The organism is Nitrospirales bacterium, from assembly GCA_031315865.1.
Taxonomy (GTDB): Bacteria; Nitrospirota; Nitrospiria; order Nitrospirales; family UBA8639; genus JAGQKC01.
Window position 1 is genome coordinate 2329043 of the sequence record JALDRJ010000002.1, and the last position, 13158, is coordinate 2342200.

Here is a 13158-nt window from a genome sequence, read left to right on the forward strand (position 1 = left end):
TGGCGAGGCTATCCCATTTCTCCTGACATAGATTGATTGAGCGAGCCGTTTCAGTCAGATGTATTTCGTTAGTCGTCAATGAATATTCTTTATCTAGCCCATCGGATTCCTTATCCACCCAACAAAGGAGATAAAATCCGTTCTTATCACCAGATCCAATATTTATCGGTGCACCATCGTGTGTACTTGGCGTGCATCGCAGATGACCCCCAAGAATTTCAGTACGTCGATGAATTACGAAAATACTGCCAGCAGGTCGAGGTGATATGGCTGTCGCAGCGCCAACGTATATGGGGAGCGAGTGTCTCTCTTCTTAGAGGACAAGCCCTGTCGGTTGGGGCATTTTACTCTCAGGATTTACAGGAGAAAATCGATAGGATTCTCCAGTCCGTTCCCATCGACCATATCATCGCGTTTTCATCTCCGATGGCTGAATATGTGCGGAAAGTCAAGAATGTTCCCCGGCTCATGGATTTCGTGGATGTCGATTCCGAAAAGTGGCGAGCCTATGCCGGATTCCAAAAATTTCCGTGGTCCGTGCTCTATCAATTGGAAGCGAATCGGCTTGGAGACTATGAAGAACGCATAGCGGAAGAATTCGAACAATCAGTCTTTATTTCAACGCAAGAGGTTCAGCTCTTTTGTGAGCGAGGCAAGGATCGGCGGGCGGCGGTGGTCTCGAATGGCGTGGATATCGAGTATTTCTACCGAAACGGTCATGGGTCGCGCGCATCAGTCGATCGTCCAGTGCTCGTATTCACGGCCGCCATGGACTACTTCCCAAATATTGATGCGGTTCAATACTTTTGTCGAGAAATTTTGCCGAAAGTTCGGCAAGTATTTCCCGATGTCCGTTTTAACATCGTTGGCCGACGACCGACTCATGCAGTCGAGAAATTGGCGAGTCCCGGGCACATACATGTGACAGGGACCGTTCCAGATGTTCGCCCATATTTAATCGACGCCTCCGTCGCCGTGGTCCCATTACGGATTGCTCGGGGAGTGCAAAATAAAATACTTGAAGCCATGGCCATGGGGCTTCCGGTTGTGGGGACCTCCGCGGCGTTTGAAGGGCTTACGGTTAGTCAGGACAATGGGATACGGATTGCTGATGATCCTCAGCGGTTTGCCGACGAAATAGTCTGTCTTCTGAATGACCCCGTCTTGCGGAGCTCGTGTGCCGAGCAGGCACGTGAATTTGTTGCGAAACGTTGCAGCTGGCAGCATTGTGGTTCGGAGCTCGAAAAACTCGTTGAACAGGCCGGTCGATAACGAGGCGGAGCTTGCTGTTGGTCTTTCGTGAGGAGTGAGCCATAATCGTGGAACATGCGAGAGAGGGGAGCGCGAATGCGTCTCCGAGTCAAGATGGCGCCGAATCTCCGCTGATTCTTCATCTCATTAATCGTCTCGCGACCGGAGGATTAGAAAATGGGCTGGTGAATCTTATTAATCATATGCCGATCGCTCGTTATCGTCATGTGATCGTGTGTCTAACAGATTTTACGGACTTTCGAGATCGCATTACTCGGGCGGATGTTGACGTTCTCGCTATTCACAAAAAAAGTGGAATCGATTGGCGTTCATACATGAGGATTTGGCGAGTGATAAGGCGACTGAATCCCGTCATCGTACATACACGGAACCTGCCCACGATGGAGTATGCCATCGTGGCGATGTTCGCGGGTGTTCCCATTCGTGTGCATGGAGAACATGGGCGTGACGTTCATGATCAGTATGGGACAAGCGTGAAGTTCCGACTGTTTCGAAAATTCTTGTCATTATGGATTCACATTTTTATCACGGTGAGTGAGGATTTGGCGCGGTGGTTCGAAACGAGCATCGGTATCGATCATAGCCGGATTCGGCATATTTATAATGGCGTGGATTCCCAACGATTTCATCCGGCCACAAGATCACAACCCCGCATGTTTCCGCCAGAATTTTCGTCTCCTGAGTATGTTGTGGTCGGGACCGTCGGCCGTTTACAGGCAGTCAAGGACCAAACGACGTTGGTCAATGCGTTTCTCCATCTTCGTCAGGCTTTCCCTGAATTACTGAAGTCCGTGCGGCTGGTGCTTGTCGGAGATGGCGCAATGCGAGACAATCTTGAAGGTCTCGTCAAAGCGGAAGGAATCGGAGAGTACGTGTGGATGGCTGGTGAACGTCATGATATTCCGGACCTATTGAGAGCGTTTAATGTCTTTGTCCTGCCTTCAGAGGCTGAAGGTATTTCTAATACCATACTTGAGGCCATGGCGAGCGGGCTGCCGGTTATTGCCACGGATGTTGGGGGGAATACTGAGCTCGTGCAACATGGGAAGACCGGCTATCTAGTGCCTCCGAAAAATCCATCAGCGATGGCTCAAGCGATCGCCATGTATGCTAAGGATGAAAAGTTGGTAGAACAACATGGCCGAGCCGGACGAGCGCTAGTCGAGGAACGTTTTAGTCTTCACGCGATGATTGACCGATATACCGCCGTCTACGATGGTTTAGTGAATGGTCTCCCTGTTCGTGGGTAGTCAGGACATAATGTTCACGCCATAGTGGCGTGGCGATTGAAAGGTTTTGTACAGCGATGTGTGGAATTTGTGGTGTGTATCAGGTGGGTACTGGAGAGCCAGTTCCAGTCTCATTGCTCAAAAAGATGGCTGATACCATCATTCATCGTGGACCAGACGATGAAGGGTTTTTCACGGATGGTCCAATCGGGTTAGCGCACCGTCGGTTGTCGATAATCGATTTAGAAGGCGGTCATCAGCCACAGACGAATGAAGATCAGACCATTTGGGTCATCTTCAACGGTGAAATATACAATTTTCAAGCGTTACGGGAATTCTTGATCCAAAAAGGACATACACTGAAGAGTCGATCGGACACCGAGGTGATTGTCCATCTGTATGAAGAAAAGGGAGAGGATTGCTTTCGGGAATTACGAGGAATGTTTGCGATAGCCTTATGGGATAGCCAAAAGCGTCAACTCATTTTGGCCAGGGATCGTGTCGGAAAAAAACCGCTGTTCTACGCCTATGATAAAGGCCGGGTCGTGTTTGGTTCTGAGATGAAAGCTGTCTTGGCCGCACCTGACGTTTCTCGTGAGGTCGACCTTGAAGCGCTTTCTGACTATATTTCTTTATTGTATGTTCCCGCGCCCAAATCTATTTTTAAAGCTGTGCGAAAAGTACTGCCTGGGCACTATGTGGTAATCTCCGATCGTGGGCTACGAGACGAAGAATATTGGGATATTGATTTTTCTCGCACGGTTATCAAGTCTGAACGTGAGTGGTGTGAACAACTCCTGGATACCTATCGTGAAGCTGTCCAGTTACGTTTAATCAGTGAAGTGCCGTTGGGCGCCTTCTTGTCCGGCGGGGTTGATTCGTCTTCTGTCGTTGGTCTGATGACTCAAATTACCGGGAAGCCTGTCACGACGACTTCCATCGGGTTTGAAGAGCAAGAGTTCGATGAGTTGGACTATGCCAGGCAGGTCGCCAATCAGTTTGGTTCCCAACATTATGAACACGTGGTTCGTCCGGATGCGGTCGGTATTACCGAAAAACTGGCCTGGTTTTATGATGAACCCTTTGGGGATTCTTCATCAATCCCAACCTATTATGTGTCACAGCTCGCGAGAGAACACGTAACTGTGGCCCTCTCTGGAGATGGTGGGGATGAGTTCTTTGCCGGGTATCGACGATATATCTTCGACAATCGTGAACAACAAATCCGGAGTCTTCTTCCGAACGGTCTGCGTCGGTGGGTGTTCGGAATGTTGGCGTCGATTTATCCGAAAGCCGACTGGGCGCCTCGTGTCTTTCGAGGGAAAGCCACCTTCCAGAATTTGGCCTGTTCACATATCGAAGCCTATTTTCGGTCTATCTCGGCGGTGAAACCTGAACTGAAACGCGAGTTACTCCATCCCGGTGTTTTCGAAGCGTTTTCTGGCTATGAGACTCTTGCTCTTCTTGCTTCCTATTACCAGAAAGCGCGCAACGCTGATCCAACCGCTCGCATTCAATATGTCGACGTGAAAACGTATTTGCCCGACGATATCTTGGTGAAGGTCGATCGTGCAAGTATGGCGCATTCGCTCGAAGTTCGAGCTCCCATTCTCGATCATCATTTCATGGAACTGGCCGCGAGTATCCCGGCTTCTTTGAAACTGCAAGGGACCAGTGGGAAGCGGATTTTCAAGAAGTCGTTAGAAGGCCTTTTGTCGCCGGATGTGTTGTACAGGAGCAAAATGGGGTTTGGCGTTCCATTGGCAAGATGGTTTCGTCATGACCTTAAGCAAATGGCGTCCGATATCATCTTCTCGGCTCAAAAGAATGAATGGCTGGACCGGAAGACAGTACGAAAAATTTGGGAACAGCATCAAAGTGGACTGCGTGACCGTTCGACCGAACTGTGGGCGATCTTCATGCTACATCTCTGGAGGCGTCAGTTTGATGTGTGAGTAAGCTGACCATGTCGTGTGTGGAAACATTACGCGGTTGGACGTTATCCTGTCTCTAAGACCGATCGAAGACGTGCTGTTTTGCTTGTCGAACAGATGGATCTTAACGAAACATATTCCCTGCTGTGAAAATCCTCACATTTACGTCCCTGTTCCCGAATAATGTCTGGTCACATCATGGAGTTTTTGTGAAGGAGCGGATGGTCGCGGTCTCGCAGTTGCCCGGGTATGAAGTGCAAGTTGTGGCGCCAGTACCGTATTGGCCACCCATCAACCTGACTCATCGCCAGCAGTTTAGAAAGGTTGTCACGAAGGAGACAATCGAGGGAATTACCGTTCATCATCCCCGTTATCTTATGATCCCCAAAATGGGGATGTCGTTGCATGGTTGGTTGATGTACAAGACAGTTTTGACTTACGTGCAACGATTGGAAAAGTCATATCCGTTCGATGTGATCGATGCCCACTATGTATACCCGGATGGGTATGCGGGGGTATTGCTCGGGGCGCATTTTCGTCGACCAGTTGTAGTATCGGCACGCGGTAGTGATGTGAATCAATTTGCTTCGTTTTACTGTATTCGAAAGTTTCTTTCGTATACCTTGCGTCATGCCTCTCATGCTATCGCGGTGTGTGACGCGTTAAAACAGGCAATGATTCCTCTTGGGAGTCGGCAGGATGCGACCACGGTTATTCCCAATGGTGTGGATCCTCACAAGTTTTTCCCTATGCCTCAGGATGAGGCGCGACGACAACTGGACTTGCCAAGCCGGAAGATCATCTTGTCGGTTGGCGGGCTTATCCCCAGAAAGGGGTTCGATCTTCTGATCAAATCTTTTCGTCAAGTAACGGAAAAGAAGAAGGAAAAATTACTGCTGGTGATTGTTGGCGAGGGACCAGAGCGTGTTCCTCTACAGCAATTAGTGACGCGAATGCAATTGAACGATCAGGTGCGTTTTGGTGGTGATATTGCCCACAGTGACCTCTACCGATGGTATTCTGCGGCTGATCTATTTTGCTTGGCGAGCAGCCGCGAAGGTTGGCCCAACGTGGTGTTGGAAGCGATGGCTTGTGGGACGCCGGTTGTCGCCACGTCAATTTGGGGGACTCCGGAGATTATATCATCACCCACTGTAGGGCTATTAACCGAGAGGAATGAAGATGCCTTGGCCAAAACACTTGAAGAAGGCCTATTGAAGTCCTGGGATCGGGAAAGGATTGTCCAATTTGCTCGAGAACATGACTGGGGACATGTGGCTCAGTCATGCGCAGAGGTGTTCCAGAGCGTACACGCGTAGGGGAATAAACATGAAGCTAATGTTAGTAGCTGGCGCACGGCCAAATTTCATGAAAGTATCGGCCATTATTGACGCGATCGAAGCGCATAATGCTACAGAGAAGAATCAGATTGTGTATCGATTGGTCCATACTGGGCAGCACTATGACGCACAGATGTCACAGACTTTTTTTGTTGAACTGGGAATACCAAAGCCTGATGTCGATATGGGGGTCGGTTCTTCCTCCCATGCCCAACAGACTGGAGAGATTATTAAGCGGTTCGAATCCATTCTTCTCGACGAACAACCTGACATCGTCATGGTGGTCGGTGATGTGAACTCAACCATCGCCTGTTCCTTGGTCGCGTCGAAAATTACGTATCCTGGGCCCACGATGTTAAACCTTCTTCGTCCTCGTATCGCCCATGTCGAGGCGGGGTTGCGCAGCTTTGATCGAGATATGCCAGAGGAAGTCAATCGAGTCTTAACGGATGTTGTGTCAGATTTTTTGTTTACTACTGAACCGAGTGCCGCGAAAAATTTAAAGAATGAAGGAATTCCAGAAGAAAAAGTTTACTTCGTAGGAAACACTATGGTCGATACCTTGTTGAAACATCAGAAAAAATCTCAAGAATCACCAATCTTAAAGAATCTGGGCCTTGCTCATGATGAAGGGTTGAGTGGGACTTCCAAGGTGACCAAATCCAAAAAAGATCCAAGACGAGATTCGCAGAGAGACTATGGAGTCATGACATTACACCGTCCGAGTAATGTGGATGATTCAACGTGTTTGAAGCCGATACTTGAGGCTCTCCAAGAACTGAGTCAAGAAATGCCGATCATCTTTCCTGTCCATCCTCGGACCAGGAAGCGAATAGAGGAATTTGGACTCGATTCATATTTTACGCCGTTATCTCATGGAGCAATCGGGGCATCGGGATTGTATTGCATCGAGCCGCTTGGCTACCTCGATTTTCTCCGTTTGACCGCGAACGCCAGGTTGGTTTTGACGGATTCAGGTGGCTTGCAAGAGGAGACTACTATTTTAGGAGTGCCATGTGTCACCTTACGACGGAACACCGAACGACCGATCACGATTTCCCACGGCACCAATGTGTTAGCCGGGACGGCCAAGGAGCAGATCCTTCTTCATGCTCGCGAACAACTGACTCATCAAAAGAGGCACAAACGGCCAAAATTTTGGGATGGTCATGCAGGCGCGCGCATCGTTCAAACCTTGTATGAGTGGGGACGTCGGGAAGATGGGCTTGAGGCTTGTTGAGCAAAGACTGGTTGATAGGAGGAGAGAGGGGGCATTGTGACATCACTGGAGTCAGCATGACAGTTCGAACCAGAAGATGCGTCGCAGGTGATATCATAGTTTCATACGAGAAAATGTCTGACTTTTGCGCGGCGACATGCGAGCATTTATTTTTATCTTTCTGTGTAAGGAGGTGTCTGAATGGAACATAGACTCTCTCAGGATTCATTGATTGCTCCATGGACATCTGACTTGGGGGCTCGTCAATTCTGGAAAATTGAGAGATTCACATTTCGGGTTCTTGCCGGTTTAGCCATCGTCGTGTGCCTCCTATCGCCTACACAGGTTGAAGGGGGGAACAGTTTTCAATTGGGGCAGGATCGTAAGTGGAGCCGTTGGCAAGACATCCCCTACACGGCTTCTCCACCTGTACGTCGAGTGAATCATTTAGGGCATGAGCGTGCCACTGAAGGACATGATTATTATGAGGCGAGAACGAACCCATACATCAGGTCCCTGATTGGCAATATCAATAGTAACCATGTGAAGAATATTCTGCCGAACATCCAGATGGCCTATCGAGTTCATCCGAGTCTTAAACAGGGTCGTTTGGAAACGGCCTTGAAAGAAATCGAGTATACGCTTCATCGGCTCGTGAATCATCCTAAGGCCTTAGCGTTGTCTGCGACTGTGGCGAGTCTTATGGACCAACCAAAATTGCCGATTAAGTTCTATCAAAAGGCCATCTACATGTACCCCAAACGCGCGATCACGCACGCGCAATTCGGAAACTTTTTAGTCGGAGTGGGAGAGATGGAAGAGGGCATCAATCGATTGAAAGTCGCCATCAAAATCGATCCCAAATTGAAGGTCGCGTATGGTTGGCTTGCGTGGGCCTATGAAAAAGATGGAAATGTCGAATTGACCGAGGAATATATCAAACAAGCGAGGGCGAAGGGTTTCAGGGGGAAACTTCCGAAACTGCCTTCTCCCAAAAAATAGGTTGATGGCTCTGATGGACGTGACGACAGTGACGAAAAGCAGGATGACATGAGCGGAATCTGCGGTATCGCGTGGGCTGAGCGGTCTGATGTCGACGGTCCTCAATGTTTGCGTTCCATGATGCACGACCTTGCTCCTTCTAGCAGCGCCCAAGAAGGGCAAATGCAGTATGGAGAGACCGTCGGATTCGGAGCCCAGGCGTTTCCAGGCCGAATGTCCGGGGCGGCCCAATTGCGTGAACAGGGCAACACGCATCTTATCGGGTTTCATGGAAGCCTCTACAATCTCGATGAGATTCTAGCCGACCATGAGGAATATGAAGATCCGCTGGTTGCGATCTTATCTCGGTCGCTACGAGGGATGAAGCCTCTTTTGTCGGCTCTTCGTGGAGAGTTTGTCATTTCTGTTTGGGACGCCAATCAAGAAACACTTTTTCTAGCATGCGATCGATTCAGGGTTCATCCTCTTTTCTTCATGCAAGATCACCAGAGTGTCGCCTTTGCATCCAGAATGCGGAGTCTGTTCTCCTGTCCTTCAGCGCGGAACTTGTCCATTAATCCGTGCGCCATCATCGATGTGATTAGTTCCTCATTCATCCCTAGTCCGAGAACGATCTTTGAGCTAGTTCAGAAATTGGAACCCGGGCAGTTACTCAGTTGGAACCGAGGCAAATGTCAGGTTGAGCCGTACTGGGACTTGACTTATCAGCCTGCGAAAACGGTTTCTCAAGCTGACCTATCAGAAAAGTTACGAACGATTTTTTCGGATTCGGTTCGTGTCCGCATGAAGCATGATCAGAATCTAGGTGAAATCGGCAGTTTCTTGAGCGGTGGTATAGATAGCAGTACGGTGTTGGGAGTCTTGACCCAACTTGCCCAAGCGCCGATGCCGTGTTTTTCGATTGGGTTTGGCGAGGAAGTGTTTAATGAAGCCAGCTTTGCTCGGTGCGCCGCTAAGGCATTCGGGGCGAACCAGCATGAATTGACGGTGACGGCTCAAGATACCTATGACGTGATTGATCGGCTCGTGGAGTCCTTCGATGAGCCCTATGCGAATGCGTCATCCATTCCAACGTTTTATTGCGCACAATTGGCGAAGGAGCATGGGGTATCCGTGCTGTACGGCGGCGATGGGGGAGACGAATTATTCGCTGGCAACGAGAGGTATGCGACGCAGAAGGTTTTCGACTACTACCACATGGTACCTCGGTGGCTCCGGGATGGTGGAATCCAGCCGGTCGTCTTTGCCTTATCGAAGCTGCTCCCATTGTCCCTGTTCGTCAAGGGCAGGAAGTACATCCAGCGAGCCAATGTCCCGTATCCGGATCGATTGTTGTCATGGGGCCTATTCGAACTGTTTCCTATGCAGGAAGTGTTTTCCGGGGAACTGCTTCAGTCGGTGGGCGAGACCTATGATCCCCATCATCGTATCAGGGAACTCTATTCGCACTCCAGGGGAGTAGCGGATTCCGAGTTGGATCGTCAATTGTATCTGGACCTGAAACTGGCGATTTCGGACAACGACCTTTTTAAAGTGACTCGGATGACCGAGGCGAACGGAGTAGCCGTACGATTTCCTTTCCTCGATCATCATTTAGCCGAGTTTGCCGCATGTATACCAGACTCGATCAAAATGAAAGGTGTCCAGTTGCGGACGTTTTTTAAAAACGCCTACGCTGATATGCTTCCGGAAGAAATCCGGACGAAAACCAAGCATGGCTTTGGATTGCCGATTCCAATTTGGTTACGAACGGATAAAAGGTTAAGAGAATTGATGATGGATGTGCTGTTGAGCAACATTGTTCAGCAACGTGGGTATTTCCGTCATGACACGATCGATCGTCTCATCAAGCGGCATAACGAAGACACGACCTCGTTTTTTGGCACCATCCTGTGGAATTTTGTGATGTTGGAATTGTGGTTGCGGCGTTATCGTGACAAAAACTGAAAGGGAGTAAACCCAGGGGTACTGCATGGATAGGTGGAAAGCAATAGGGCTTCGAGTGCTCGGTCTCTGTTTGTATCGAGTCGGTTTATTCCTGCTTCTTACCCGCTGGGTCGATCGAGTCCAGAAGAAGTCTACAGAAACGCACGCGCTTTCTTTCCCATGTGTACAAAAACGAACTTTGAACCCTGTGCAAATTCTCATGTATCACGGCATTAGTGATGCTTGGTCACCATTTCTTCCGACTGAACCCATTGAGTTGTTTCGGAATCATTTGCAGTATCTCTCCACGTATTGCAATGTCTTGACACTCGATGAGGCGACTGAACGGATGAAATGTCGCGATGTGCCTAATCGGGCCGTGGTGATTACGATCGATGATGGATATCGTGATAGTTATCTGAATGCCTTTCCTCTTCTCAGGGAAATGGGGCTTCCGGCAACGGTGTTTCTGGCCACAGTATGTACCGGGTCTGAATCGCTGTTATGGCATGATCGTGCCTGTTGGATGATTAGTCACACGACTGTGCCCTCGTTAGAAGGGTATGGCAGCCAAGCCCGGTATGAGCTGACGACACCGGAGGCAAAACGCGCTGCGCAGGCAGGCGTTCTGTGGTACTTGCGTTCTCTTGAAGATCGGGAACGTATTCAGGCTCTTGAGCAGCTATCGGAGATCTTGGGCCTTCCTGAGGACCCGAAGCTCGATTCTCGATTAATGCTGAATTGGCAAGAGGTGGAGGAAATGTACAAGGGAGGAGTGCAATTCGGTGCTCATACCGTCAATCACCCGATTCTTTCCAAATTGCCATTGTCGTCGGTGATTGATGAGGTTCGCAAGTCAAAAGACATGATCGAGCAAAACTTAGGAGCCCGTGTCACGACGTTCGCGTATCCGAGCGGAAGACCGGAGGATTACAATCAGGAGATTAAAGACATCGTCAAGCAAGAGGGGTTTTCCTGTGCCGTAAGCACCGTGCGCGGGCAAAACTATGAGGGTGACGACCTTTTCGATTTAAAAAGAATGGGCTATTGGGATCATGACAGTGGTGTATTCGGGCTACGGTTCGAATACACCAGATTTTGTGTGTAGATTGTGTAGATTAAGTCTGCTGTTTTTACGATTTGCGTATGAAGTGGAAATTTTTTCAAGGTCAAGAGGCGTTTGCATCGCATCGCGAGTTGTGGGACTCCCTCAATGCATCAATCGACAACCACATCTTGCTTGACTCGGATTTTTGGGATCCGCTAGTGCGCATATTTGGTCATGACCAACTCTACCTCGGAGTTTCAGATAGTTCCGAATATCCTGGGATGATGCTCGTCGAGCAAGTGAGGGCTGGGCAATGGAGAACGTTTCAGCCATCTCAAGCCCCTCTCGGCCCCGTTCTCCTAGCCAATGGGACGAATGTTGAAGGACAGCTGGCTGGCCTGATCAGGAGCCTTCCGGGGTATGCGTTGACATTGGGCATCACCCAGCAGGATCCGGATTATACGGTCATTCATCCAGACAAGGGCGAAAAGCGATTGGAATACTTGGAATATATCACGACTCCAAGGATTCCACTTACCGGGACATTCGAAGAGTACTGGAAAACTCGCGGCAAAGATCTTGTCGGGAACTTGACTCGGCGGAAAAAAAGACTTGAAGAGCAAGGCGTCACACTGTCGTTTTCGGTCATTCAAACCGCAGATGATGTGGAGGAGGCTGTCGAAATATACGGGCGGTTCGAAGCCTCGGGCTGGAAGGGAAAAGAAGGGACGGCGGTTCAAGTGAACAATGACCAGGGGGAATTTTATCGCGAGATGCTTTCGCGGTTTTGTCATCGAGGTGAAGGACGTATTTACCAATTCTTCATGGATGAAAAGCCAATCGCGAGCAATCTGTGCGTGGAGAGAAACGGCATGCTGATTCTGTTAAAGACGGCGTATGATGAGATTCATAAAAAACTGTCCCCCAGCTATATCCTGTTGGAAGACATGCTTAAACGGTTATTCGAGGAAAAAAATGCCCGCGTGCTCGAATTTTATGGCCGATCGAAGGAGTGGCATAAAAAATGGGGAGGGGAAGAGCGAACGATGTACCATATCAATTGGTACCGGCATGCCGTGGTGTCTCAAGCGAGGAATATCATAAAATCTCGAGGGCTGTGGGCAGGAAAAAAGGACTAGTTCATGCCAATCACCGTGCGACGTGCGGATATACGGGTTGAACGTGATCTCCTGATCGATCTGCAACGACGGTATCTTGCTCCGGATGCTGATACGGTGCGGTTTGACTGGCTCTATGGGAAAAATCCGTTCGGAGAACCGCATGTGTTAGTCGCGCAAGACTCGGAGACATCTGACATTATCGGAATGGCGGCGGCATTTCCCCGTTCACTGTGCATGGGAACGCAGAAGAGAATGGGATGGGTATTGGGTGACTTTTGTCTGGGTGAACAGTACCGATCGCTGGGTCCTGCCATTCAATTACAAAAGGCCTGTCTTGAGGGGCTCGGGCCGAAAGACAGTGCGATCTGGTATGATTTCCCCAGCAACAGCATGTTGGCTATTTATAAACGACTGAAAGCCCCGCCGTGCCAAAAGATGATTCGTTTTGTGAAGCTGTTGAAAGTTGATCGAAAAGTTCAGACATGGACACGATCAAGACTCCTTCAGCACGGCTTGTGTACGGTCGGGAATGCTGTGTTGAATCTAATTCCCCGGCGCCGCCGGATACCTTTGGACTTTTCAGTGCAGTGTCATGAGGGGGCATGTGGGAATGAATTTCATGAGTTATGTTCTGAAATTTGGAGTCAATCCGGAAGCTGTCTCGAGCGAACGGCTCCTTACCTGAATTGGCGTTACTTGCAAAATCCTCTTTATCACTCCGAAATCTTGACGATTCGAAAGGGGGGGGCGCTTAAGGGGTATGTGGTGCTAGCCGAAATGGGGTCAGAAACGACCATCATGGATCTATTCAGCGTGACAAGGCAAGATGTCGTGCAGAGTCTGCTTCAAGGAGTGGTTGATCGTGCTCGATCGTTAAAGAGCGAAGCGGTTGTGGCGTCGCTTATCGAGGGACATCCTTGGATATCCAGTTTGCAAGCCTTAGGGTTTATCCCCCGAGAGACGTCACCAGTCATCATCAATGGATTGCCAAGCATGTCGGAACAGCCGTCCAACAGTGATCGTTGGGCGTCATTTTTATTAATGCAAGGAGACCGTGATAGTTGAAA

At 49.4% G+C, this 13158-nt stretch carries 10 protein-coding genes; all 10 read left to right on the forward strand.

Going from position 1 to position 13158, the window contains the following annotated elements:
- Positions 1 to 78: 78 nt before the first annotated feature.
- A complete protein-coding gene (locus tag MRJ96_10675; protein MDR4501902.1) occupies positions 79 to 1272 on the forward strand; it encodes a TIGR03087 family PEP-CTERM/XrtA system glycosyltransferase in 1194 nt (397 codons plus the stop codon).
- Positions 1273 to 1319: 47 nt separating this feature from the next.
- Positions 1320 to 2522, forward strand: coding sequence for a TIGR03088 family PEP-CTERM/XrtA system glycosyltransferase (locus tag MRJ96_10680; protein MDR4501903.1), 1203 nt, complete (start codon positions 1320 to 1322; stop codon positions 2520 to 2522).
- 56 nt (positions 2523 to 2578) lie between these two features.
- Entirely contained in the window at positions 2579 to 4456 is a 1878-nt protein-coding gene (gene asnB, locus MRJ96_10685) for an asparagine synthase (glutamine-hydrolyzing) (GenBank protein MDR4501904.1), read from the forward strand.
- Positions 4457 to 4644: 188 nt separating this feature from the next.
- On the forward strand, positions 4645 to 5754 hold the full coding sequence (locus tag MRJ96_10690) for a glycosyltransferase family 4 protein (protein ID MDR4501905.1): 1110 nt from the start codon (positions 4645 to 4647) through the stop codon (positions 5752 to 5754).
- 10 nt (positions 5755 to 5764) lie between these two features.
- Positions 5765 to 7015 carry a UDP-N-acetylglucosamine 2-epimerase (non-hydrolyzing) gene (gene wecB, locus MRJ96_10695; GenBank protein ID MDR4501906.1) on the forward strand — a complete coding sequence of 417 codons (1251 nt, stop codon included), beginning with the start codon at positions 5765 to 5767 and terminating at the stop codon, positions 7013 to 7015.
- A 180-nt stretch (positions 7016 to 7195) separates the two neighbouring features.
- Complete coding sequence (locus tag MRJ96_10700) at positions 7196 to 7996, forward strand: hypothetical protein (protein ID MDR4501907.1); 801 nt, start codon at positions 7196 to 7198, stop codon at positions 7994 to 7996.
- Positions 7997 to 8044: 48 nt separating this feature from the next.
- Positions 8045 to 9943, forward strand: coding sequence for an asparagine synthase C-terminal domain-containing protein (locus MRJ96_10705; GenBank protein ID MDR4501908.1), 1899 nt, complete (start codon positions 8045 to 8047; stop codon positions 9941 to 9943).
- A 25-nt stretch (positions 9944 to 9968) separates the two neighbouring features.
- Positions 9969 to 11030, forward strand: coding sequence for a polysaccharide deacetylase family protein (locus MRJ96_10710; protein ID MDR4501909.1), 1062 nt, complete (start codon positions 9969 to 9971; stop codon positions 11028 to 11030).
- Between the two features lie 38 nt (positions 11031 to 11068).
- Positions 11069 to 12109: a GNAT family N-acetyltransferase gene (locus tag MRJ96_10715; protein ID MDR4501910.1), complete on the forward strand. Its 1041-nt coding sequence runs from the start codon at positions 11069 to 11071 to the stop codon at positions 12107 to 12109.
- A 3-nt stretch (positions 12110 to 12112) separates the two neighbouring features.
- On the forward strand, positions 12113 to 13156 hold the full coding sequence (locus MRJ96_10720; GenBank protein MDR4501911.1) for a hypothetical protein: 1044 nt from the start codon (positions 12113 to 12115) through the stop codon (positions 13154 to 13156).
- Positions 13157 to 13158: the final 2 nt, after the last annotated feature.

What these genes read in the sequence shown, in the direction of transcription:
- MRJ96_10675 (MDR4501902.1), top strand. Translation starts at nt 79, where the DNA reads ATGAATATTCTTTATCTAGCCCATCGGATTCCTTATCCACCCAACAAA.
- MRJ96_10710 (MDR4501909.1), top strand. Translation starts at nt 9,969, where the DNA reads ATGGATAGGTGGAAAGCAATAGGGCTTCGAGTGCTCGGTCTCTGTTTG.
- MRJ96_10705 (MDR4501908.1), top strand. Translation starts at nt 8,045, where the DNA reads ATGAGCGGAATCTGCGGTATCGCGTGGGCTGAGCGGTCTGATGTCGAC.
- MRJ96_10700 (MDR4501907.1), top strand. Translation starts at nt 7,196, where the DNA reads ATGGAACATAGACTCTCTCAGGATTCATTGATTGCTCCATGGACATCT.
- MRJ96_10715 (MDR4501910.1), top strand. Translation starts at nt 11,069, where the DNA reads ATGAAGTGGAAATTTTTTCAAGGTCAAGAGGCGTTTGCATCGCATCGC.
- wecB (MDR4501906.1), top strand. Translation starts at nt 5,765, where the DNA reads ATGAAGCTAATGTTAGTAGCTGGCGCACGGCCAAATTTCATGAAAGTA.
- asnB (MDR4501904.1), top strand. Translation starts at nt 2,579, where the DNA reads ATGTGTGGAATTTGTGGTGTGTATCAGGTGGGTACTGGAGAGCCAGTT.
- MRJ96_10720 (MDR4501911.1), top strand. Translation starts at nt 12,113, where the DNA reads ATGCCAATCACCGTGCGACGTGCGGATATACGGGTTGAACGTGATCTC.